This is a genomic window from Hoylesella timonensis S9-PR14 (assembly GCF_000762405.1).
GTDB classification, from domain to species: domain Bacteria; phylum Bacteroidota; class Bacteroidia; order Bacteroidales; family Bacteroidaceae; genus Prevotella; species Prevotella timonensis_A.
Genome location: NZ_JRPQ01000071.1, coordinates 71422 through 95230, shown reverse-complemented (window position 1 = coordinate 95230; position 23809 = coordinate 71422). Strand labels below are relative to the sequence as shown.

At 42.4% G+C, this 23809-nt stretch carries 16 protein-coding genes; 11 read left to right on the top strand and 5 right to left on the bottom strand.

The window, feature by feature from the left end; genetic code table 11:
* Positions 1–62 precede the first annotated feature (62 nt).
* The 4 genes from HMPREF9304_RS04305 to HMPREF9304_RS04290 form a co-directional block, all read right to left on the bottom strand.
* On the bottom strand, positions 63–1079 hold the full coding sequence (locus HMPREF9304_RS04305) for a S41 family peptidase (protein WP_036926755.1): 1017 nt from the start codon (positions 1077–1079) through the stop codon (positions 63–65).
* Entirely contained in the window at positions 1076–1915 is an 840-nt protein-coding gene (locus tag HMPREF9304_RS04300; RefSeq protein ID WP_081455466.1) for a DUF3316 domain-containing protein, read from the bottom strand. The genes HMPREF9304_RS04305 and HMPREF9304_RS04300 overlap by 4 nt, the downstream gene beginning before the upstream one ends.
* Positions 1893–4613: a DNA gyrase/topoisomerase IV subunit A gene (locus tag HMPREF9304_RS04295; RefSeq protein ID WP_036926753.1), complete on the bottom strand. Its 2721-nt coding sequence runs from the start codon at positions 4611–4613 to the stop codon at positions 1893–1895. The genes HMPREF9304_RS04300 and HMPREF9304_RS04295 overlap by 23 nt, the downstream gene beginning before the upstream one ends.
* A gap of 542 nt (positions 4614–5155) precedes the next feature.
* Complete coding sequence (locus HMPREF9304_RS04290) at positions 5156–5914, bottom strand: YaaA family protein (RefSeq protein ID WP_036926792.1); 759 nt, start codon at positions 5912–5914, stop codon at positions 5156–5158.
* Positions 5915–6348: 434 nt separating this feature from the next.
* On the opposite strand from HMPREF9304_RS04290, the gene HMPREF9304_RS04285 reads away from it, so the two are divergent.
* The 11 genes from HMPREF9304_RS04285 (at position 6349) to HMPREF9304_RS04240 (ending at position 22811) form a co-directional block, all read left to right on the top strand.
* Positions 6349–8922 (top strand): zinc-dependent metalloprotease, encoded by a 2574-nt coding sequence (locus tag HMPREF9304_RS04285; protein WP_036926752.1) that lies wholly within the window; start codon positions 6349–6351, stop codon positions 8920–8922.
* A gap of 4 nt (positions 8923–8926) precedes the next feature.
* On the top strand, positions 8927–12013 hold the full coding sequence (locus HMPREF9304_RS04280; RefSeq protein ID WP_036926750.1) for a SusC/RagA family TonB-linked outer membrane protein: 3087 nt from the start codon (positions 8927–8929) through the stop codon (positions 12011–12013).
* Positions 12014–12038: 25 nt separating this feature from the next.
* Positions 12039–13802: a RagB/SusD family nutrient uptake outer membrane protein gene (locus HMPREF9304_RS04275; protein WP_036926790.1), complete on the top strand. Its 1764-nt coding sequence runs from the start codon at positions 12039–12041 to the stop codon at positions 13800–13802.
* A gap of 250 nt (positions 13803–14052) precedes the next feature.
* Positions 14053–15597 carry a glycine--tRNA ligase gene (locus HMPREF9304_RS04270; protein WP_036926749.1) on the top strand — a complete coding sequence of 515 codons (1545 nt, stop codon included), beginning with the start codon at positions 14053–14055 and terminating at the stop codon, positions 15595–15597.
* A gap of 10 nt (positions 15598–15607) precedes the next feature.
* A complete protein-coding gene (gene bamJ, locus HMPREF9304_RS04265; protein ID WP_036926748.1) occupies positions 15608–16270 on the top strand; it encodes a BamJ family beta-barrel-assembly machinery protein in 663 nt (220 codons plus the stop codon).
* A 1317-nt stretch (positions 16271–17587) separates the two neighbouring features.
* Complete coding sequence (locus HMPREF9304_RS04260) at positions 17588–18976, top strand: MATE family efflux transporter (protein ID WP_036926746.1); 1389 nt, start codon at positions 17588–17590, stop codon at positions 18974–18976.
* A 130-nt stretch (positions 18977–19106) separates the two neighbouring features.
* Complete coding sequence (locus tag HMPREF9304_RS04255; RefSeq protein WP_036926745.1) at positions 19107–20210, top strand: phosphotransferase enzyme family protein; 1104 nt, start codon at positions 19107–19109, stop codon at positions 20208–20210.
* A gap of 2 nt (positions 20211–20212) precedes the next feature.
* A complete protein-coding gene (locus tag HMPREF9304_RS04250) occupies positions 20213–20866 on the top strand; it encodes a carbohydrate-binding family 9-like protein (RefSeq protein ID WP_036926788.1) in 654 nt (217 codons plus the stop codon).
* 75 nt (positions 20867–20941) lie between these two features.
* Positions 20942–22183, top strand: a complete 1242-nt coding sequence (locus HMPREF9304_RS04245; RefSeq protein ID WP_052045886.1) for a D-alanyl-D-alanine carboxypeptidase/D-alanyl-D-alanine-endopeptidase — start codon at positions 20942–20944, stop codon at positions 22181–22183.
* Between the two features lie 110 nt (positions 22184–22293).
* Positions 22294–22479 (top strand): DUF4250 domain-containing protein, encoded by a 186-nt coding sequence (locus HMPREF9304_RS13985; protein WP_081953644.1) that lies wholly within the window; start codon positions 22294–22296, stop codon positions 22477–22479.
* 77 nt (positions 22480–22556) lie between these two features.
* Positions 22557–22811, top strand: a complete 255-nt coding sequence (locus tag HMPREF9304_RS04240; protein WP_036926741.1) for a BAR domain-containing protein — start codon at positions 22557–22559, stop codon at positions 22809–22811.
* Between the two features lie 370 nt (positions 22812–23181).
* On the opposite strand, the gene HMPREF9304_RS04235 is transcribed toward HMPREF9304_RS04240, so the two are convergent.
* Positions 23182–23805, bottom strand: a complete 624-nt coding sequence (locus HMPREF9304_RS04235; RefSeq protein ID WP_231564464.1) for a putative endonuclease domain-containing protein — start codon at positions 23803–23805, stop codon at positions 23182–23184.
* Positions 23806–23809 lie beyond the last annotated feature (4 nt).

The following is a 23809-nucleotide window of genomic DNA, read 5'->3' as shown; positions in this document are numbered from 1 at the left end:
TCATGCTGTTGATGATACTTTTGGGTTAGCAATAACAATAAAGATAATGGTATGACATCTCGCTATTTCGTTGTTGTTGGAATGTGAGTATTTGATAATAGCTTTCGTGCAAACTCAATAAGCGTGTCTTCGCCCTTTAAAGTGTCCGTCTTTTTCATCATGACAACGTGGTCGGGGTCTATGCCAAATTCTGTACTTTTCTTGTTTGCGTCAAAGATAGGGCATGCAGAGAATCTTACTCCCCACCCATTTGGTAGCTCACTTGAAAAAGGAAGTCCTGCTCCACCACCAGTCTTATCACCTACAATTGTCACTTGTGGACAAGCCTTCATGTATTTAACAAATTCGTTGGCTGCACTAAAGACCTCCCGATTGGTTAGCACAATCACTTTCTTTTGCCACCTAACACCTTTGGCAGGGTGTAATATTTGTTCACGCATCCTTGAAAAATCTTGATGCCCTTTGCCTGTTTTGTGTTGTATGTAGCCAACTAATAAATCCTCATTGGTAAAGCGGCTTGCTAACTGTTCTGCAGAAGTTAACATCCCACCGCCATTTCCTCTAATATCTATAATGAGTCCATTGCAAGGTGCTAAATAGAATAAAATGTTGTCCAAGTTGCCCGATCCAATAGCTCCCTCAAACGAACGACAGGAGATGTATCCCACATGATCGTCTAAAATGCAATACCGCATGCCAGCCGTGATGCGATAGTCGGTGCCGATATAGTGGTCTATAAGTATTTCATCAAAATTCTTTGGATAGTCTTCATGCCATTTCCAATACCGTCCATGATCAAAGCTTGTGTAAAGATTTACATGTCCATCTTTGAGTTCGGCAAGCATTTTAGCCATGATTTGAAACTGTTGGTACTCCGTTAGCTGTTGATGCATTTGATGAGAGTATCGTTGATAGATAGCATACCAGTCAATTCTTTTCTCTTCGAAGAAGCAATAATGCTCATCTAAAATTTTCCATAGGGCTTCTAAATTGCCTTGTGGGGTATCTTCGAACACTTCGTCCTGCGTGCAACTACATAGCCCCAGACTGAATACGAGTATGCATAAGAGCTTTTTCATGGTAAGATATGTGTGAGTGTAAATTTCTTCACTAAACCTATTACGAGCGAGTTTGAATAGGAGTGATACTTCAAGTTGTTCACGTTTGCTTGTTGGTAATCTCCCAAATAGCCCACTCTGAAAGTTGTTTTCCAAAGTGTAAAGTCGAGTGTGACCAACTGTTTCAAAGCAGGTGCGTTTCCTAAATGGGTACAAACGATGTTGTGATCGTAGTCGCCCCTTGAAAAAATCTCGTAATAAGACTGTCCGTAATTAGGCGAGAACATCATTCCTACGATAGGAGTAGATAATTCATAGCGTAATTGTAGAGGAACTTTCTGTATTTTTAGTGCGTAGGAAAGAATGAGGGCAGGAGCGATATTGACTCCTAACTTGGCTTGCATCGGATTGTTGCCGTTTCTTCCATTATAGAGAGCACCTGCATGTAGGTTCATTTTCCCACCTGTCATCAACTGTAAATGCTTTTCAAAGAGCTGCCATTGGTAAAAGACACCATATTCAAACTGGTACATTCCTTCCATTTCGTAAGCATTCTTTGCCCGATTCTTGGCGTAAGTGAAGTTGCCTTGATGTATTTTCAGTTGCATCCAGCGACTCTCTTCTTTTGTTCGCATGATGTGTGAAAGGTAGTCAATGCGATACCCCGTATATGTTTCGGCAGACAGATAAGTGTCCAACAAAGACGCTTGTCCATAGCCTATCATATCACTTTTTGTCGTGATACGTTGGGGTATTGCCCTCTCTTCTTGCGCTATTGTGCTTGTCACTCCGCCCATCAAGATGAAAGCGACAGCTATTCCCCTCACGCTTATCTTATTTAGGAGCCAGTTCCTCATCGTTAAACAAACTTAGTTGTCCCGTTATTTCGTCAATAACTTGTTGCTGACTCTTTCCAGCATCAGGGTCAAGATTTTCTTCTTCTTCATCATCATTGGTGTCTTCTTCTGGCTCATCATCTTGCGCAACTACGGGTTGGCGTGTTGGTTCGAGTTCTTCTATCTTGTCTATTTCCCAAGTAGTAAGACGCTTTCCTTTTGCCTTAAAGCCTTTTACGGCAATAAACTCCTCAACGTCTATCTCTTGACTGGGACGTGAGGAATCATTACCTCCAAAGGTAAGTAACAAGCGAGGATAGGCAACTTCGGTAAGTAAAACCAATTTGTTGTTTGGGTTCTCTCCTAAGTAATTTTGCTTTTTCTTCATTGCCTCCATCGTAAAGCGCTTCACATACGGATAGTTTTGGTTGTCTGCATCAAACAGCACGGCTGTCCATACCTTCGCATCGTCCCATTTCTCTATGATGTGAATATTGTCATCGTAGTGATTGTTGGCATCGAAGTCGGTGATGTAAAATTCCCCGTTGTCAAGCACCACCAAGATAGAGTCATCATCGTTGAACTCACCTAAATAGCGTCCGTGTTCCTCATAGTTAATGCGATTTACATCAGGGTCGAACCATACCTTTCTACCGCCCAGTGTACTGTGCCCATGACTCTTTAGTCCTATTCGGTGAATAGGCTTCTTGGAAACAATATTTCCTTTGGCACTGCGCGATTTAATCATGATGTCAGAGAAATCTTTTTCGATGAAGATGTTTTGTCTTGGCTTGGAAGGGTCAGGTTCTAACGTTATCTTTATCACTTCAGCTTCTCCGTTTGGATTGGCAGTAAAATATACTATTCTGGAATTGGGCTTACCCTGAGTCAAGTCGTACTCTTTGTCACGAGTGAAATTGGTAACATTAAAACGCTTGATGAAGTATATTCCGCTTTTGCCATCCTTGTAAACAACGTTGTAAGTAGTACGCTTGTCGTTTTTCTTGAACACCTGAACGTGAATAACATTCTTGCCCACAAATATCTTATCTGCGACCCTTATGATTTTGTACTTACCGTCACGATAAAAAATAATGATGTCGTCAATGTCCGAACAGTTACATACAAACTCGTCCTTTTTTAGTCCTGTTCCTACAAATCCTTCTTGTCGGTTGATGTAAAGCTTTTCGTTGGCTTCTACCACTTTCGTAGCTTCAATGGTGTCAAAGCTGCGTATCTCTGTAAGTCGTGGATGCTCCTTGCCATATTTGGTTTGGATGAACTCAAACCAATTGATGGTTACGTCGGTCATGTGTGCCAAGTCGTGGTCTATTTCTTTAATTTCGGCTTTGGTACGCACAATGAAATCATTTGCTTTGTCTTTGTTGAATTTCAGGATGCGGTGCATCTTGATTTCCAACAGTCGCAAGATGTCGTCGCGGGTTACCTCTCTGATGAAATGCGGCTTAAAGGGTTCCAATCGGTCATCCACGTGTGCCACAGCCGCATCTATATCTTTGGCTTCTTCAAATTTCTTATCTTTGTAAATACGTTCTTCGATAAATATCTTCTCAAGCGAAGCAAAAAATAATTGTTCTAATAGTTCGTTGCGCCTAATTTCCAATTCCTTGCGCAGCAATCCCATGGTGCTATCTACGCTGTGGCGTAACACATCGCTCACAGTTAAAAACACGGGCTTATTATCTTCTATCACACAGCAGTTGGGTGATATATTGATTTCGCAATCGGAGAAAGCATATAGGGCGTCAATTGTTTTGTCGCTACTAATTCCAGGCGACAGATGAACTTGTATCTCCACTTCGGCAGCTGTGTTGTCATCTACTTTTCTGGCTTTTATTTTTCCCTTGTCTATGGCTTTAAGAATAGAGTCAATGAGCGTTGTCGTTGTCTTACTAAATGGAATTTCCTTGATAACCAGCGTCTTATTGTCTAACTTTTCAATCTTAGCACGTACTTTTAGCGTTCCTCCACGTTGTCCGTCGTTGTATTTTTCTACATCAATGCTACCACCCGTAGGGAAGTCTGGATACAATGTAAAGGGTTCACCTTTCAGATAGTGAATGGCAGCTTGGCAAATTTCATTGAGATTGTGAGGTAGAATCTTCGAACTCAAGCCTACCGCAATGCCCTCTGCACCCTGTGTGAGGAGCAATGGAAACTTGGCTGGGAGTGTGATAGGCTCTTTGTTTCTACCGTCATAACTGAGTTGCCAGTCGGTCGTTTTAGGGTTAAAAACAACATCAAGGGCGAATTTAGACAGTCGAGCCTCAATGTAACGTGGTGCAGCAGCACGGTCGCCTGTCAAGATATTTCCCCAGTTACCCTGCGTGTCAATGAGTAAATCCTTTTGTCCCATTTGCACCAACGCGTCGCCAATAGAAGCGTCTCCGTGAGGATGAAACTGCATGGTATGCCCCACAATGTTGGCAACCTTATTGTATCGTCCATCATCCATGCGCTTCATGGAGTGCAGAATGCGTCGCTGCACAGGTTTTAGACCGTCCTCTATGTGTGGAACGGCACGCTCTAAGATGACATACGAAGCGTAATCCAAAAACCAATTCTTGTACATTCCACTCAAATGGTGTACTGCCGAAGCGTCAAATCGGTCGGCTGGTTGGTAGTCAGAATGCTGGTCGGTAGTCAATTCATCGTCTTCTAATTCTATATCGTCTTGTTGGTTTGTCTCTTTGCTCATGAACTTTTCTGTATAGGTAGATTTACTCAACTTGCAAAAGTAGGAAAAAAAAGGCACTTTTGCAAATCATTTACCATCTTTACACACCCATGATGTCATGAAAACAAAGCAAATAAAAATGTTGAAAAATTAGGACATTCGTTCAAAATACGCGCGTTTTTACAACCAAGTGTCTCTTTGGTTGGAAATATGCGAGTTTTATAGTTGGCTGATAATCAGCGACTTTACTAAAAAATAGCATGTCCTTTTGTTTGTTGAAGCAATGCTATAATGGCATTGAAGCATGTAGTTAACCGCCCAATCTACATACTCTAAGACCCTTATCTGCGATATATAGGAGTGTTATCTCAATGCTTCATGTATTTTCGGCGCTTAAATTGGAGATTTTATGCCATTTCCATCCCCGTTTTTTCTCTATTTTGCAACTTGAAAATTTTGAAATTTTTGGACAAAAAAGGTATGTTTTTTGTTCGTCAGTGTAAGATAAAAATCATCTTTCATGCAACAAAAAGATGTCCACATAGTGCAAATTAGTCAAACGATTAGAGGACAAATACCAGCTCATCGCCCTTGCTCTCTTGCTCATTATACACAAATCCTTCGTATTCAAAGGTTTTGAGCGCATCGACAGTGTGGGCATGATGTATAATAGCATGGCGTGCTAAACCGCCACGACACATTTTAGTGTACACAACAATGGTCTTCAGCTTCCCGTTTTTTCGTACTTTGAAGGCAGGTTCTATGATGCGAACCGATTTCTTGATGCGCTTCCAATCAAACATTTTCTTCATTTCCGCACTCGCCAAATTCAGCAGCACACCGTCGTCAGCACGAACGGCATCAATGAGGAGTTGTGTGAGGCGTGGCTTCCAAAAATCAAACATCGTTTGGTTGTCGTACTCGGGAAGCTGAACGCACCCCTCCAGTCGATAGTTCTTAATGCCATTGAGAGGACGTAGTAGTCCATAGAGAAACGAAGTGAGCCACAAATGCTGGTCGGCATATTGAAGTTGTTGAACCGACATCGATGCTGCATCCAGCCTTTTATATACGATTCCGTTGTAAGCAAGAATAGCGGGTAGGGTGGGCGAAGGTTCTAAAAAATGGGTATAACGTAACTTGTTGAGTGAAGCCAATTGGGGATTGATTTGTAACATCTCCGCCAGTTCGGTGGTGCTATATTTCATCAAGTACACCGACGTTTGCTCAGCTTCGTGCTGAAACTGCGGCAGCGTGGTTGATAAAGCCAAGTTTGGTGCAGCATCAACCATGTCCTTTGCGCAAGAGAGTAGTATTTGCATCTTGATAGTTTTGGCAACAAAAGTACGAAAAGTATTAGACAATTTAGGGGAAACAAATGCAAAATCTCACGACCATTTTTCCATGATAATGGTTTTACTTCAAAAGTCAGTAACTTGCAATGCGCTATGAATGTTGGCGTATGTGCAGGAGTGACTTCTGTTCATGTAGCAAATAATTTTTGCTTGCGCAAAGAGTTTGTCGCAGGAAAGAGAATCTGATCAGATGTTAAAATGATAGTTTTCGTTACAAATTTTGAAGAAAAGATAAAGAATAGGCAAAAAATCTATATATTTGCAAAATTATAGAAGAGAAATCGCCATGTTCATGAATCGCACTCCCTATGTAGGACGAGTTGGGACACCGTGTTTAGGGTATTGATGGAGAGCGGCAATTTTAAGAACTGTAAACAATATTAATAATTAAAAATGCTACTATGAGAAAATTTTTGATGATTCTTTTTTTGATGGGAATGATGTTCCCCAATCCTACACTTGCCAAGAAAAAAGACAAGAAGAAGACTGATGCACTCAAGGTGTTGACCGATAAACCCAAGGAAACGGGTGGGATAGAAGATTATAACAAAGCTATCAAGGACGCCAAGGTGTGCAAAGGAATGTTCAATACCTATCAGAAAAAGGATGGGAAGTTGTATTTTGAAATGCCAGATTCGGTGTTCTCGCACTTCTATATATTGTCCAATCGTATTTCAAAGACAAGCAACACCAGCGACTATGTGGCTGGACAGATGGTTACGTACCCCATGTTGCTGCGTTTCACCAAGGACAGCACGCGTGTGTACATGCACTTGGTTCAAAATGATAATGTGGTGGCGAAAGACGATCCGATAGCTGTGGCATTTCGTTCTAACTTTGCTGATCCAGTCTTAAAGGCGTTCAAGATAGTTGGACGAAAGGACAAAAACGTACTCATTGAGGTAACGAGTTTCTTTGGTGGTAATGAAAGATGTATTAGTCCGATAAAGAAGGACAACCCCCTGTCTATTCTTCTTGGTGGAAAAAAATCGCTCAAAGGAACTTTCGTCGCTGATGCATCGGGTATCACCGAAGTGAAAGCTTTTCCTAAGAATGTGGAGATTAAGACTGTGCTGTCTTACAATTTAACAGACAAGGACATGCCATACACAGTGGAGATGCACCGCTCACTGTTCTTGGCACCTGATAAGCCCATGCGTATGCGTCTAAAAGACAAACGCGTAGGTTTCTTCGACACAGAAAAGAACATTTATTCTTCGAACAAAGATAATATAGAAACAGAGACCTATATTAATAGGTGGCGGTTGGAACCCAAGGATGGGGAATGGGAAAAATATTATAACGGTGAACTTGTTGAACCCAAACAACAAATTGTTTACTATGTGGACACGGCTTTCCCCGAAAAATGGCGCGCCACTGTTCGACAAGGTATCGAGGATTGGAACAAAGCTTTTGAGGCTGCGGGTTTCAAGAATGTGGTAAAGGCCTTAGACTATCCTAAGGATGATCCCAACTTCGACCCCGATGACATGCGCTACAATTGTGTGAAATATGCTGTTACCGACATTGCCAATGCTATGGGTCCGAGCTATGTTGACCCGCGCACGGGAGAGATATTGACCGCCGATGTGATATGGTATCACAATGTGGTGTCGTTGTTGCACGATTGGCGATTTGTCCAAACTGCCGCCGTTGACGCACGCACACATAAGGCTGTTTTTGATGACGACCTCATGCAAGAGTCCATGCGTTATGTTGCCGCCCACGAAGTGGGACACACCCTTGGCCTAATGCATAATATGGGTGCAAGTTACGCATTTCCTGTGGACTCATTGCGCAGCCCCTCGTTCACACAAAAATACGGCACTACGCCAAGTATCATGGATTATGCTCGCAACAACTTCGTTGCACAGCCCGGTGATTTGGAGCGTGGTGTAAAACTAACGCCACCCGTATTGGGCGTGGCTGATATTTATGCCATCAACTGGGGGTATCGATTGATTAAGGACGCTGACACACCAGAGGCGGAGAAAAAAACACTGGATGCTTGGATAGATGCGAAGAAGGGAAATCCTATGTTTGAGTTTGGCGCTCAGCAATTTATGGGAACTGTTGACCCCACTGCACAGTCGGAAGACTTGGGTAATGATCATATCAAGGCTGGTAATTACGCCATCAGCAACTTAAAGATTATCGTGAAAAACCTTGAGAAATGGACCTTTGAGAAGGGTAAAAGCTATGATGACGTGACTGCAATGTATAAAGAGGTGGTGTCTCAATACTCAAGACACCTTCATCATGTCATACCATATTTGGGAGGTGTTTGTTTCCATGAGATTAGACAAGGCGACAACCAAAGAGGTGCCAAGACCTATGTGGACAAGGTTACACAACGCAAGGCTATGAAGTGGCTGGTGAATCAAGCACTCACATACAATTCTTGGTTGTCTCCGCAATCGTTGTTAGTGAAGTTGGATTTGCCGTCCACTGTAAATATGAAGCTGCAAAAATCGTTGGCTGGTGGTATCTATGGCGCTACCACTTTGTTCAGGGTGAGCGAGGGTTATAAAGTTAATCCGAACAAGAATTATAGTCTCGGGCAATATATGAACGATGCTTTCAATGAGATATTTCAAAACACATTGAAGGGTAAGGCTCTTTCCGAATCGGACATTAATTTGCAGGCTTCCATTATCTCACTTTTCAAGAAGAGTGCTGGATTGGACGGCGACGATTCTAAAAAGAAAGGACTGTCATTGCTCCAAGAGGAGTTGAAGGATGACAACATTTGCCTGCCCTCTCTGCCATGCAGCCACACAGAAGCAGAATATTCTTTCATGCGCATTAACTACGGTTTACCAGCCTTGTCGCCCAACTTGCTGGAGCCACTTATGCTTAGTCAACTGAAAAAAGTGGTAGCTCTCTATAAGCAGAAAAGAGCGACGGGAGATGCGAAGACGCGCAATTATTACGAATATCAAATTTTGCAAATAGATAAACTGTTAAAAAAGTAAGGCTATGAGAAAAATCTTTTTGTTAACATTGCTGTTGTCGGTTGTGTGTTTCATGCCTGTATTGGCACAAGACATCACCGTATCAGGGAAAGTTGTTGACTCCTCAGGCACTCCTATCATAGGAGCAGCGGTGAAAGCACAAGGAGAAAAAACAGGTGTGATTACTGATAAGGACGGCAATTTCAAGATTGTGATGCCCAAGGGCAAGAACAACCTTGTCGTGTCTTATTTAGGTTATAAAGAGATGATAGTGCAAGCCATTCTTGGCAAACTCTTAAACATCAAGATGAAGGAAGACGCTCAAAACTTGGATGAGCTGGTCGTGGTGGGTTACGGAACACAGAAAAAGTCGGCGCTGACCAGCTCTATCGAGACGGTGAAGGGCGAAGACCTACTGCGCATGCCCACCCCCAACCTCGACCAAGCCTTGAATGGTCAGGTGGCTGGTTTACAAGTAATGTCACTCTCTGGCGACCCAGGTGCAGCTCGAGAAGCTACCATTCGTATTCGTGCCATGTCGGGAGCGGTCAGCTCACCATTGTTGGTCATAGACGGTATTCCTCGTTTTTCGGAGAACACCACGGAGGGAGAACAGCGCCTGTCTGACCTCAATCCTGATGATATAGAGAGTATCTCCATCCTCAAGGACGCTGCTGCCGCTGCCGTTTATGGTGTGCGTGCTGCCAATGGCGTTATACTCGTTAAAACAAAACGCGCATCTGGCGACTCTAAAGTGCGTGTGAACTATCGTGGACAGTTTAATATCCAAGAAGCTACGCAATTCCCTCATTTCCTAAAGAGCTACGAGTATGCCAAGCTCTATAACAAGGCAGTGGAGGGCGCAAGAAACGCCCAGCCTTATACAGAGGAAGAATTGGAGCTAATTAGAACACAATCCATGCCAAATAAGTATGCTGATACCAATTTGCTCGACTATCTGAAATCGCATGGAACGTCCTCCACGAACGCTGTATCTCTCTCTGGCGGTAACAAGTTTGTAAGGTATTACATTTCTGGTGCCTATACCAATACAGTGGGATTGTATAGTGGCGTAGGGCGCGATCGTTTCAATTACGCTGCAAAGCTCGATGCCACGTTAGCCAAAGGATTGACACTATCGCTTGACATGAGTGGCGTTCGATCAGAATATAAGAACACAAGCTACACCACTATTGACGCAGCATACAGTTATGCCCCGACTCAACCGTTTGTCTACGATAATGGCGATTTGGCAAGTATTGGCCATGCCAACCCTTTGATATCGGTGCGCGGATTAGGAGGTTATAAACAAATGACAACCAAGATGAACACCGTTACGGCTAATCTGAAGTGGGAATTGCCTTGGGTTAAGGGACTGTCGGTTTACGGAAGGGTAACCGTTGATAATAATAGCTCGTTAAACAAGAACTATAACAACCCTGTAACGCTGTATCTGTACAACGAAAAAAACAAGGAGATAACGGTAGACAAGACTACTATTTATCCTAAAGCTAAAATAAGTGTATATCAGGGAACTCAGTTTGTTGACAACGCTTTGATAGAGTTTGGTGCAAATTACGACCGCACGTTTGGTGGCAAACACCATGTGACAGGATTGTTAGTAGCTAACTACCAATCTTATAAGCGCAAATCTATGGATGGAACCAACAACGATTTGCCGGGTTTATATCCCGAGGTTCTCGGCTCTACCAATACGGGAACGTTGCATGGAGTAGACAGCGAGGTACAGCGTGCATCGTTGATTGGACGTGCTACTTACGGATTCTCTAATAGATATTTCGCTGAGTTCAGCTTCCGTATGGACGGATCTGCAAAGTTCCACCCCGATCATCGTTGGGCGTTTTTCCCAACGGTATCTGCATCATGGATTCTCTCTAATGAAGAGTTTTTCAAGAATTGGAGACAGAAAGTGTTGAGCAATGTTAAGTTTCGCTTGTCTACCGGCTTGTTAGGGCGTGATGGAAGTGTGCAAGATTACTCATACTTGCTTAAATACATTTATTCGCCCGCCTATGGCTACAATGTTGGCGGCGTATTCAAACCCGCAGTTATCGTGGCCACAGGAAACTATCCCAATACACGCTTGTCATGGGAAAAGAACCGTGATTACAATGTTGGCATAGACCTTGGGTTTTGGGATAACAGGTTTGGGCTTACTTACGAGTATTACGTTCGTTACCGCACGGATATGCTGACACCTGCTCCCGACTATCTGTACCCTGCTTCTACAGGTACCAATGGTAGTGTGCCATTGATGAATTTTGGCAAGTTGAAGGCTTGGGGATGGGATTTAACGCTCACGCACAGAAACAGCATCAACAAGTTTAGGTATGACGCTGCACTCACGTTGTCATTAGGACGTGACGAGGTGATAGACTGGGGAGATGAATCCAACCAATTGGAGAACATGCGAAGAAAGGGTCAAAGCACTGGAACCACCTGGATGTACGAGTCGTTAGGTTTGTTCCAAACGCAAGAAGAGATCGATAATTGGAAACTCAACCAAGACGGAACGTACAAAGGCAAAAACAAAACGATAAAGCCTGGTGATATCAAATACAAGGATCAGAACGATGATGGCGTTTTGGATGACAAAGACTTGAAGCCTTTCAGAGATTCACAATATCCTGATTTCACTGGAAGTTTACGTTTGGGTGCGAGCTACAAAGGGTTCTTTGTGAGTGTCATGTTCCAAGGAGTGTCAGGTTTCAAGCAATATGTAAGCGAGATGTACTCATTAGAAAACAACAGCTTGCCCAAGTTCCAAGATTACCATCTCACAGATTGTTGGACTCCCGAGAACCCCAACGCCTCGTTCCCACGTGTCAAGTTGGCAACGGCAAGAGACAACAACCGTAAAAAGTCATCGTTCTGGGTGCGAGACAACAGCTTTGTACGCTTAAAATCTGTCAGTGTCGGCTATTCGCTGCCCTCTTCTGTGTTGAGCAAACTCAAACTATCATCGCTTAGTATATCATTGATGGGAGGCAACCTTTATACATGGAGCAAGCTCAAGTACATGGACCCCGAATCGATGCGAGGATATCCTATCCAGCGCACTTATGGTATCAATGCGAATATTGGTTTCTAAAAAAGGAATACATAAACTTATGATTATGAACAGAATTAGTAAATATATATTGACTGGCTTTGCCTCTTTGTCGCTTACTTTTGTGACAACAGGTTGTGACGACCTATTTAACGACGCACCTGTTGATAAACTTGCGGAGCCGAGTATTTGGGCAAGCCCCAACCTTTTGGACGAATACAGTTTAGTATGGTATCACAATCTTTCCAACGGTTTCAGCACAATGATGTCTACAAGTTGGTTCTTGCGCTATATGTCAAAACCGTACACAGGATGGTTTACCGACCAAATTACCTACTCGCGTACAGAATGGAGTCGTACTATTTTCGCCGAGGAAGTTGCTGGCGAAGAAGAAGCTATCAATACTGCGGGCTTAAATGAGTGGGGCAAGGACTATGAAATGATACAGCACATCAATAGGCTGTTAGCCAATGCAAACGAAATAGCCGATGGAGCACATAAAAATCGTGTTTTGGGTGAGGCTCACTTCTTTAGAGGATGGTATTACTATCAACTCCTCCGTCGTTTTGGTGCACCAATGCTTATTCAAGAATTGTACGACCCGTTGAATGACCAACGCAAATTCCCGCGTTCCTCATATGAGGAAATGGTGGCTTATATCGCTTCAGAGGCGGACAAGGCAGCCAATCTACTCGCTGTGAGAAACGAACCAGAGAATGTGGGACGTGTAACAAAGGGTGCAGCTATCATGCTTAAAGCCAAAGCGTACTTCTGGGTGGGGTCGCCAGCGTTCCAAAACAAGGGCAAAACCATCTACGGATTCAAGTCTGACCGTTCCAAAGAGATGATGCAAAAAGCGGTTAATGCCTATGAAGAATTGATGCGTTTGGGATGCTACTCATTAGTGCCAGTTACAGGCAACACCGAAAGTGAGATAGCCGAGAGCTACAATTCAATTTTCCGACTCCACAACAGTTCTGAGTCTATCTACGAGATTCAACACAGTGCTGACGGTATTGTAGATGATTTCGGACACCGTCTCGACGAAGACGCGGCCTCACCATTCTTTGCTGGAACCAGTTGTGCATATGTTCCCACCCAGAACCACGTGGACGAATATGGTATGCGAGATGGCAAGACCTATGATGCGCAACATCCGTACGCAAACCGTGATTATCGCTTTTATGCCAACATCACTTATGATGGCTCTACGTACAATAAACATGAGTTTGAGATACATTATGCTGTGGACAAGGGAAAGGAGGTGCCTGGCGCTGACCTTACGAAATATGGAACCAGTCGTAACGCTGCTGTAACACGCACGGGATACTACATGCGTAAGTTTCTTGACCCCAAAACAGAGCTTTTCGGTGATAGTAAATATGGTAGCAAACAGCATTATATCATTTGGAGATACGCTGAGGCGTTGCTCGATTATGCAGAGGCTCAGTTCCGTGTGGGCAATGCTGCCAAGGCTTTGGAGGCTGTTAACGAGGTTAGACAGAGAGTTCACATGGACGCTTTGCCCTCCATTACGCTTGAGCAGATACTTCATGAGCGTCGTGTGGAGTTAGCTTTCGAGGAGTCCATATATTGGGATTATCTTCGATTAGGAACAGCGTTCGATAAATTGAACGGTTCTACCAACCCTTTGCAGGGCATGAAGATTGTCAAGTTGGCAGATGGTACAACTACCTATACAGTCAGCGACCTGAAGAGTCAGGCTGCCGAACGGGTATTTAGAGCCAACCAATATTACTATCCCATACCTTGGTCGGAGGTGCGGTATCATGGGATAGAACAAAATGAGGGCTGGCACGAGATAAAATAGTATTTCTCGTTATAGCATGCTCTTGAATTATTTATACGTCCGCGACGCACTTTTATAGGGGTGTCGCGGATGTTTTTTGGTTGATGCTGTTTTGTCACAGATACGTTGTAAAACGGTATTTGTAAAGGAACAAAGTCTTTATAAATAAGAGAACCGTTGCAAAAATCTAAAGAATTTAAGCCGAGATAGCCAAGTACTCAAAAATATTGCGTACCTTTGTCCGATAAAATATACTCATAGGATATAAGAAATGGCACAAGAAGATGTTTTCAAAAAGATTGTGAGCCACTGCAAGGAATATGGTTTTGTATTCCCCAGTAGCGATATATACGATGGATTGGCAGCCGTTTATGATTATGGTCAGAATGGCGTTGAACTGAAAAAAAATATCAAAGAATATTGGTGGAAAAGCATGGTTCTGCTGCACGACAACATCGTGGGCATTGATTCGGCTATCTTTATGCACCCTACGATCTGGAAAGCCAGTGGACATATCGATGCGTTTAACGACCCTTTGATAGATAATCGTGACTCTAAGAAACGCTATCGTGCTGACGTTTTGATAGAAGACCAAATCGCCAAATATGAAGAAAAGATTGCCAAAGAGGTGGCAAAGGCTGCCAAACGGTTTGGTGATGCTTTTGATGAGGCGCAGTTTAAGGCAACCAACAAACGTGTTTTGGATTATCAAGCCAAGCGCGATGCTTTACATGCGCGTTATACTGCGGCGATGCAAGGACCTGATTTGGATGAATTGAAACAAATTATAGTAGACGAGGAAATCGTCGACCCTATTAGTGGAACCAAAAACTGGACCGAGGTACGACAGTTTAACCTGATGTTTTCAACCGAGATGGGGTCGCTATCGGATGCCACGAACAAGATTTATTTGCGTCCAGAAACAGCACAAGGAATTTTCGTGAATTATCTAAATGTGCAAAAAACGGGTAGAATGAAATTGCCCTTTGGTATTGCTCAGATAGGTAAAGCATTTCGCAACGAGATTGTGGCACGCCAGTTCATCTTCCGAATGCGTGAGTTTGAACAAATGGAAATGCAGTTCTTCGTGAAACCCGGCACAGAACTGGAGTGGTTTAAGCGATGGAAGGAACTGCGTATGGCATGGCACCAAGCTTTAGGTTTTGGTGCGGAAAACTATCGTTTCCATGACCACGAGAAGTTAGCTCACTATGCCAATGCAGCCACCGATATTGAGTTTAAGATGCCATTTGGTTTTAAGGAGGTAGAAGGGGTACACTCACGTACCAACTTTGACCTTTCTCAACATGAGAAATTTAGTGGGAAGAGCATCAAATATTTTGACCCTGAAACCAACGAGAGTTATGTACCTTATGTCATTGAGACTTCTATTGGTGTAGATAGAATGTTCCTTTCAGTGATGTGTCACAGCTATCAAGAAGAGGAGTTGGAAGGAGGCGACAAGCGCATTGTGTTACGTCTGCCTGCCGCTTTGGCTCCTGTAAAGTGTGCGGTGATGCCTTTGGTGCGTAAAGAGGGATTGCCAGAAAAAGCTCGCGAGATAGTTAATTTGCTCAAATTCCACTTCAACACCAGCTATGACGAGAAAGATTCCATCGGTAAGCGTTATCGCCGTCAGGATGCAGTGGGAACACCTTATTGCGTCACTGTCGACTTCGATACGTTGAAAGATAACAAGGTGACGTTGCGCCATCGCGACACAATGCAGCAAGAGCGCATCGACATTAGTGAGTTGTGTGCGCATATTGAAGATAAGGTAAGCATTGTTAGCTTGCTGAAAAAACTACAAGCTTAAGATATTAGATATGAAAAGAAACAAGTTGTTATATCTCATGATGCTCTTATTGGGAATGGGAATCATGGTGGCATGTAGCGAAAATGATGGTGAGGTAGAAGAATTTGCCGATTGGCAAAATAAGAATGAGACCTATTTTAATCAGTTGTATGCCTCAACACAACAGCGTATTGCCAAGGGTGACCAAAGTTGGAAGATTATCCGTAAGTGGTCATTGCCAGAAGATAACCAACATTTTCATGCGAACTTGGGAGATTATATCATTGTGCATATATTGAATGCAGGGGGCAGCACATCAGGTAGTCCTCTGTACACCGATTCGGTCAAGGTGAATTATCGTGGACGTTTAATCCCATCTGCGACCTATACAGGAGGTTATGTCTTTGACCGTAGTTATAATGGTAAGTACACTCCACAGACAATGCGTCCTGCAACGTTTGCAGTGAACGGTTTGGTAGATGGCTTTACCACCGCATTGATGCACATGACGATAGGAGATCGCTGGGAAGTGTATATACCACACCAGTTAGGGTATGGTAACAAAGAGCAATCGAATGGAACTATTCCAGCTTATTCAACCCTTATTTTTGATATCGGATTAGCAGGTTTTTATCGTGCAGAGGCTCCTACAGTTCGAGCCAGTGCATCCACAGGAAAGTGGATAGAGCGGTAATTCGCATCGTTGAAAATGATATTTAAGCGAGCAGTTTTATGTTGAAACTGTTCGCTTTCTTTTTCTTGGCAACTTTGTATAGCGTACGGTCGGGGTGGATATGCTTAACTCAGTTTTGTTGATTTAGGTCAAGAATTAATGTCTTTCATCGCCTTTTGTCCTATTTTTTCTTTGTTGTGTGCGGAAACAGTCGTATCTTTGCAACGTCAATAAGACAAAAAGGAGATGCCGAGAGGCATCAATCGAATACGATTAAAGATATTATTTGAGAGATATATTTAGGTTATTAGTTTTTAAGGGAAAAGCGAATATTCAGGTATCGTCAGGTATTAGATAAGGTAAAAAGACAGTAAGGGTAACAAAGGTATTAGTCGTTAGGTAAAAAGAAGGATATTAGTTCAAGGTAGAAGATAAAGGATAACCAATAGGTAGATGGTTTAGAGGTAAAATTTAGGATTGTTAGTAAGGAAAAATCTTCAATAGCGGTAGGCTCCATAGAGAAGGAGTAAAGACAGGAAAAAGATTATTTAGGACAAGATGAAAAGCCAAGTTGCAGCATTGCTGCACTGGCTATGCTGGGGGTGGAACAAACAGTTCGAAGAAGATTCCCCCATTTTTTGAGAAACTTCATGATTAAATAGAATATAATTAGCGATTTCACAGACAAAGTGAGTCGCTTTTTTGTTATAGCGAGTCTTTTATTTAATAGTGGTCTGCACATCAAAAACAGCACCGACAATGTCGTGTATTTAATGTTGATGAAATGCAGTATGGAAGGATAATAAATTCAGAAAAATCTTTACAAAGTGCCTCTCAAAACTCGCGTGAAAACAACCAACGGCAAAGTGGGTCGCAAATACGCGAGAAATGAGCCATGTTCATAATTCGTTGCTGTTGAAGATGTTACGCTTATATCTTTTCTTTTCATTCTCATTTTTACGATTTTTTGGCGACTAAAGCATTGAGATAAGCTTAGAATTTGCATGCTTTAATGCCGTTGAAGCATGTGAATAACACCCTTAAATGGTGTTTCCAAGACCGTTAAGTCAATGTTCTAACAAGAAGAGACCTCAATTTTATCAAAATCAGCATCATTTTGTGGGTCGTTTGCCTATTGATTTTTTTCTATTTTGAAGATTTTAGATGGTCGTTTTTTGGTAAATTTATAGGACAAAAACCTCGTTTTGAGAGTGCTTTTATCGGTTCAAGTTCTCTGCAAAAATTGGATGAGTTATTTTTGTTTGTCTTTTGCGATTTTCTTTCAAATTTCAGAATATGTAAATTTTAATCTGTATCTTTGTGCGAGAATAAAGAGGAATGTTTTCGAGTAAAAAAAGTGAAGCTTTATTAGCGAATATTCGTGAAAATAAGACATTAACGCGAGGTGAAAAGCTCAATTTAATTGTAGAGTTGAGTATTCCGTCAATTCTTGCGCAGATAACCACAGTGTTAATGTTCTTTATAGATGCCTCCATGGTAGGCCATTTAGGCACCGAGGCATCGGCTTCTATCGGTTTGGTGGAAAGTACCACGTGGCTATTGGGGAGTGTTACTGCCGCTGCATCGATGGGTTTCTCGGTGCAAGTAGCCCATTTTATCGGAGCCAATGATTTTGTGAAAGCCCGACAAGTGTTTCGGCATGGACTAATTTGTACCCTGATGTTGAGTGTGGTAATAGCCTTCATTGCACTTTTTATTTATCAACCCTTACCCTTTTGGCTGGGAGGTACATCGGATATTGCACGTGATGCTTCCCTTTACTTCTTAGTGTTTGGATTAGCCATGCCTTTTATGCAACTCGCCAGCTTGACAGGAGCCATGCTGAAATGCTCTGGAAATATGCACATTCCGAGTATTATCAGCGTGGGGATGTGCGTGATGGACGTCGTCTTTAATTATTTTTTCATTTATGTGTTGCATTTGGGCGTGTTGGGTGCCGCATTTGGTACGGCTACTGCCTTTTTAATAGGTTCGTTACTTCAAGCCTATTTTGCCATTTTTCGTAATAAGATACTGGCACTGGGACAAGATCACGAGCCATTTCGCTGGATGAGTAACTACGTTAAAAATGCCTTGAAAATTGGTGCACCCATGGCGGCTCAATCCATATTGATGAGTGGTGCACAGATTGTGAGTACCATTATTGTGGCACCGTTGGGCAAAGTTGCAATTGCAGCCAATACTTTTGCCATAACGGCAGAAAGTTTATGCTATATGCCAGGTTATGGAATTGGCGAAGCAGCAACTACACTTGTAGGACAAAGTGTGGGTGCGGGGCGCTATGACGTGTGTAAAAGTTTTGCCTATATGACGGTATTTTTAGGAATGGCAGTGATGTCCGTCATGGCAGTATTGATGTATATTTTTGCTCCAGAAATGATAGGTATCCTTACACCCGTTGAAGAAATCCGTGTGTTGGGCATTCAGAGCTTGCGAATAGAGGCGTTTGCAGAGCCATTCTTTGCAGCTGCCATTGTGACGTATAGTGTATGTGTAGGTGCTGGTGACACCTTGAAACCTGCTATCATGAACTTGCTGTCCATGTGGTGCGTTCGACTTACGTTAGCAGCAATATTGGCGCCACAGTATGGATTGAAGGGAGTATGGATAGCCATGGCCATTGAATTATGCTTGAGAGGATGTATCTTCCTATATCGTTTGTTTTCTGGGAAATGGCTGCATCAGCTGCATCAAACAAGTTTGTAGGCTTAGAACTTGGGAAAATCATAATATTTTTATAATTTTGTGGCTGTCGTTTTTGTTAAACGAGGTGCGCAAATAGCTAAAGTCGCACAAATCTAAATCTTTATAATAAGCAATAAATAAAAACAATTGTATGGAAACCGAAAAACTAAACCAAGTGATTAGCCCTTTCCTCATTGAGGGAACTGTTAGTAAAATTTCACCTTTAGGAAATGGACTTATCAATGACACTTATAAGATTGAAACAAAAGAGGATAATTTTCCCGATTATGTTTTGCAACGTGTAAATAATGAAGTGTTTACAGATGTTGATTTGCTACAGCACAATATTGAGGTGGTGACCAATCATATTCGTGAAAAACTACAAAAACAAGGTGAGTCTGAGTTGGACAGAAAGGTGCTTCGCTTCATTCCAACGAAGGAGGGAAAGACCTACTTTAAGGACAATGATGACAAGTACTGGCGAATTAGCGTATTTATCCCAGATGCCAAAACGTATGAGTTAGTAGATGCAGCCCACTCGTACGATGCAGGCAAGGCATTTGGGCATTTTCAGTCGATGCTAACAGATGTACCGGAACAATTAGGCGAAACGATACCTGATTTTCACAACATGGAACTGCGTATGAATCAGCTGAGGGAAGCTGTTGAGGCTAATCCCGTCGGTAGGGTAGCAGAAGTGCAAGATATGTTGGACGAATTAGAGACGCATGCCAACGAGATGTGCAAGGCAGAACAGTTGTATCGCGATGGAAAACTGAAAAAGCGTATCTGCCACTGCGATACCAAGGTGAATAATATGTTGTTTGACGAAAATGGCAACGTGCTTTGCGTCATTGATTTAGATACTGTCATGCCGAGCTTTATCTTCTCAGATTATGGCGATTTCTTACGTACCGGTGCTAATACGGTAGCAGAAGATTCCTCCGAATTTGATAAAATAGACTTTAGAATGGATATCTTCGAGGCGTTTACAAAAGGGTATTTAGAGTCTGCTCATCATTTTTTAGAGCCCATTGAAATAGAAAATTTACCCTATGCAGCCAAATTGTTCCCATTTATGCAATGTGTGCGCTTCTTGGCAGATTATATCAATGGTGACACCTATTATAAAATTAAGTATGACAAGCATAATTTAGTTCGTGCCAAGAACCAGCTCTGTCTCTTCAGAAGTGCTTGTACACACGAGCCAGCAATGAGGACATTTATCAAGGCATGCTTAAAAGAAATCCAATAGGAATGAAGACATTAAATATACAAAAATTGCACCAACGTCCATCCGCAGCTGCGATGATACCTGCCATTATGGATTCTCAGAAGATTGCGTTTGAGACAATTTCGGTTGCCAATTGGCGTGAGCAATATCCATATACACCACAGGTGCGGTTTCGCATGGCTCATGATGAGGCAGCTGTTTATTTGCACTACTGTGTGTCTGAAGACAGTGTGCGAGCTGTGGCGACCGAGGATAACGGGCGTGTTTGGGAAGATTCATGCTGCGAATTCTTTTCACAGCCTGCAGATGACGACACCTATTATAACATAGAGTGTAATTGTGCAGGTACCATTTTAGTGGGTTGCGGCAAAGGAAGAGAAGGACGCGAGTTGGCTCCACTATCAGTTCTTGAAAAGATTGACCGTTGGTCAACTTTTGGGCGTTGTCCTTTTGAGGAACGAATGGGAACATACGATTGGCAATTGGCACTTATCATCCCTTTGAGTACATTTTTCCAACATCAAATAAAACCCTTGAGTGGGCGAACTATTCGTGCCAATTTCTATAAGTGTGGCGATGCCTTACAGAAACCACATTTTCTGTCATGGAATCCTATTGATATAGAGAAGCCCGATTTTCATCGCCCAGATTTCTTTGGCGAGCTAACATTTGAGTAGACGAGTAGCAAGGCGTTTCTCATTCTCTCCTTTTCGATAAGTTGTTTAGGAAAGAAATGATTAACTTTGCAGCCTATGAGGAAAATCTTTAGAAAGATGGCGGTTGCGCCAACTTCGTTGTTGGTTTTGATGAGTATCGTGCTGCTGTTCATGGCTTGTGGTGATAAGCATCGGAAAGAAACGAAAGAAAAGCAACCCGATATTGCTATTGACGATAGCCTGCGTTCTCGGTTGGCAGCATTCGCACAAGACCCCAGGGTGCAGGGTAAGTTTGCCTTTCATGTGTACGACCTTACAGCGGATAAGCCCGTATATGGCTACCACGAGACCTTAGCACAACCTTCAGCGTCGTGCTTGAAGTTGCTCAGTGGCGTGGCGGGGCTGCATCTTTTGGGTAGTGACTATCTGTACATTACGGGCTTGTATCAACGGGGAAAGGTGTCTGACGGTGTCCTTCAAGGCGACCTGACCTTCAAGGGAAGCCTTGATCCACAGTTCACCGAACAGGAACTTGTGCGATTTGGGCAGGCAACAAAGAAGAGAGGAATCAATAGAGTGGATGGCAAGATCTTTGTAGATCTCGTGATACAGGAACCTGTGAAAAGCGAGGAGCATTGGTATCCATGGGATTTATCTTTCAGTCGATATGGCTTATTTTACAAAGGTGCGTCTCGGGTGATGAAGAGTTTGAAGAGTGTGCTGCGTACTCAGGGTATCGCTTTCGCTGACAGTCAGGTGGTGTTGGGTACAATGCCTGCTGGTTCAAAGGTTATTTACAGATACGGTACTCCCATCCATCGCGTTGTTAAGCGCATGTGGAAGAATAGTTCCAACACTCAATCCACCGCACTGCTGTACACCATTGGCAACCGTATTAACACGCAAGCCGACCCAACAGCCACGGGAGTAGCATATCTTAGAAAGTTTTTAAGGGAAGATCTCGGTATGACCGACACTTCATTGGTCGTACACGATGGGTGTGGTTTGTGTACTTACAATCATCTTTCTCCCCAAGCGTTGACGGCTATTCTCGTGTATGGGTATAAGGATAAGAGTATTCACACGATGCTTATGCAGAATTTGGCGATTGCAGGCGTTGATGGTTCGTTGGCTCATGAGATGACCGGACCAAAGACGCGGGGGAAGATACACGCCAAGACGGGTACTCTGTCTCATCCTTATGGCATCAGCTCACTGGCAGGTTATTGCCGTGGAAGCAACGGACACGACTTGGCATTTGCCGTAATGAGCAGCGAGATGTCTGTCCTCGATGCCCGCGTGTTGCAACGTAGGTTGTGCGAGAAATTGATAGAGTGAGAATTATCCTCATGAAAAAGATGTCAATGTTAAAATTTTGAGTTATAGAAAAGGTAGAAAGTTACAGATGACACTTTACTTACATTCATTTATTGATAGGAGAAAGGAACATGGAGCATTTACCATTACATGATACGCCGATGTTGGTGTCCGCCATTAACTTTTTGTTGCGTGATGAGGAGTTTGATAATCTCGACCAAATTTGCTATCACTTCAATGTTGATAGGGAAGAACTGGAAAAGCGTTTATCCGCAGCAGGATACTCTTATTCTACGGAGCATAAAAGATTTTGGTAACCGTCTATTTGTTTTGTTTATGGACGAAACTTATCTATTCTGCACTTGTTAACTCGTCAACTTAAAAACCTCCCCGCATGATAACCAAAGATAGTATCGAGACAGCCTACTGTTTTTTCCATCAGAAATGGCAAGTATATCGTAATTCCACCATGGAGTGGCAGAAAGAGGATATTGAATATGCCATTAGTTCGTATGTGGAGCGTATGAATCAAGAATTATATGAACTGTTGTCACAGGGGAGAGAGGAATATTTGCAGCAACCAGAAACCTTTGCTTTTGACTTGGCAGATGCCGTTGATAAGTTAGATAAAATGAAAAATGACAAGTAAAGCCCCTACTCATCAGAGTGCAGCCTTTACTTGTCATTCAGCGTGGGGCTATGGACAGTTATTATAAACCCAAATGGTCATTAGAGATTTTTCCGTGCAAAAAGTCAGATTATAGCAGACTGTTCCATCGTTATAGCATCTGTATACTAACACAATATGCATCTTTCGTTCTATTTCAAGACAAAATGAAAGCGAAATTTTCTAATGACCGATTTAGGATAAAATCCCAGTAACTTATTATGTTACTGGGATACATTTGTATTTATTAATAAACTTTAGTCAGCTTTATTTCACTTCCTCAAAATTATTATATGTTGAATATCAGTAACTTACATTTACATGATACAAATAAGTTTCCTCAATTTGAGTACTATTGATTAGAAACAATCTTGGATGTTATCTCCTTGTAATATTTATCTAATTCTTTAATCCCTGTAAGATATTCGTTGTTGACTTTTTCTAAAGCAGCCTTGTTTACTTCATATTGTTGTGGAAATTTACGAAAATCAGATGCCATTCTTTTTAATCCTTCTATGCAACAAAATGCAGGAGTATTTTTACCTTTAATACCCATTGACGGAACTGAGGGTGGAAACATTTGCTCCTCAACTTTTCGCCCAAAAAGTTGTTCTATAACTTCATTTGTCAATTGGATAAAGTAAGGAATACGGATAATTTGATATTCTAAAGTTTCATATTCCATTTGATTCTCAATGTCCCTAATGATATCCTCTGGTTTTTGATAATGCAGGACACCATCAAATTCTATGATCAAATGCAATTTCTCACATCTGTAGTCAGGCCGTTTTGAGCATCCGTTACCAACTTGTTTATTATGTACCCATTCAGAACTATCAATTTCTGGATAAATCACTTGAAGATACTTTTCCAGTCCTGTACGACATAAGCCTGTATCTTTATCCAATCCTGATTCCTCGGCTTTTCTTTGAGTTTCTCGTAGAAACCCCCATTTACTTTTTTGTTCCATTTTCATATTA

Excerpts from the sequence above, each read along its gene's own strand:
- HMPREF9304_RS04260 (WP_036926746.1), top strand. The coding sequence starts at position 17,588 with ATGTTTTCGAGTAAAAAAAGTGAAGCTTTATTAGCGAATATTCGTGAA.
- HMPREF9304_RS04285 (WP_036926752.1), top strand. The coding sequence starts at position 6,349 with ATGAGAAAATTTTTGATGATTCTTTTTTTGATGGGAATGATGTTCCCC.
- HMPREF9304_RS04240 (WP_036926741.1), top strand. The coding sequence starts at position 22,557 with ATGATAACCAAAGATAGTATCGAGACAGCCTACTGTTTTTTCCATCAG.
- HMPREF9304_RS04270 (WP_036926749.1), top strand. The coding sequence starts at position 14,053 with ATGGCACAAGAAGATGTTTTCAAAAAGATTGTGAGCCACTGCAAGGAA.
- HMPREF9304_RS04300 (WP_081455466.1), bottom strand. The coding sequence starts at position 1,915 with ATGAGGAACTGGCTCCTAAATAAGATAAGCGTGAGGGGAATAGCTGTC.
- HMPREF9304_RS04295 (WP_036926753.1), bottom strand. The coding sequence starts at position 4,613 with ATGAGCAAAGAGACAAACCAACAAGACGATATAGAATTAGAAGACGAT.
- HMPREF9304_RS04250 (WP_036926788.1), top strand. The coding sequence starts at position 20,213 with ATGAAGACATTAAATATACAAAAATTGCACCAACGTCCATCCGCAGCT.
- bamJ (WP_036926748.1), top strand. The coding sequence starts at position 15,608 with ATGAAAAGAAACAAGTTGTTATATCTCATGATGCTCTTATTGGGAATG.
- HMPREF9304_RS04280 (WP_036926750.1), top strand. The coding sequence starts at position 8,927 with ATGAGAAAAATCTTTTTGTTAACATTGCTGTTGTCGGTTGTGTGTTTC.
- HMPREF9304_RS04245 (WP_052045886.1), top strand. The coding sequence starts at position 20,942 with ATGAGGAAAATCTTTAGAAAGATGGCGGTTGCGCCAACTTCGTTGTTG.
- HMPREF9304_RS04235 (WP_231564464.1), bottom strand. The coding sequence starts at position 23,805 with ATGAAAATGGAACAAAAAAGTAAATGGGGGTTTCTACGAGAAACTCAA.
- HMPREF9304_RS04255 (WP_036926745.1), top strand. The coding sequence starts at position 19,107 with ATGGAAACCGAAAAACTAAACCAAGTGATTAGCCCTTTCCTCATTGAG.
- HMPREF9304_RS13985 (WP_081953644.1), top strand. The coding sequence starts at position 22,294 with ATGGAGCATTTACCATTACATGATACGCCGATGTTGGTGTCCGCCATT.
- HMPREF9304_RS04305 (WP_036926755.1), bottom strand. The coding sequence starts at position 1,079 with ATGAAAAAGCTCTTATGCATACTCGTATTCAGTCTGGGGCTATGTAGT.
- HMPREF9304_RS04275 (WP_036926790.1), top strand. The coding sequence starts at position 12,039 with ATGAACAGAATTAGTAAATATATATTGACTGGCTTTGCCTCTTTGTCG.
- HMPREF9304_RS04290 (WP_036926792.1), bottom strand. The coding sequence starts at position 5,914 with ATGCAAATACTACTCTCTTGCGCAAAGGACATGGTTGATGCTGCACCA.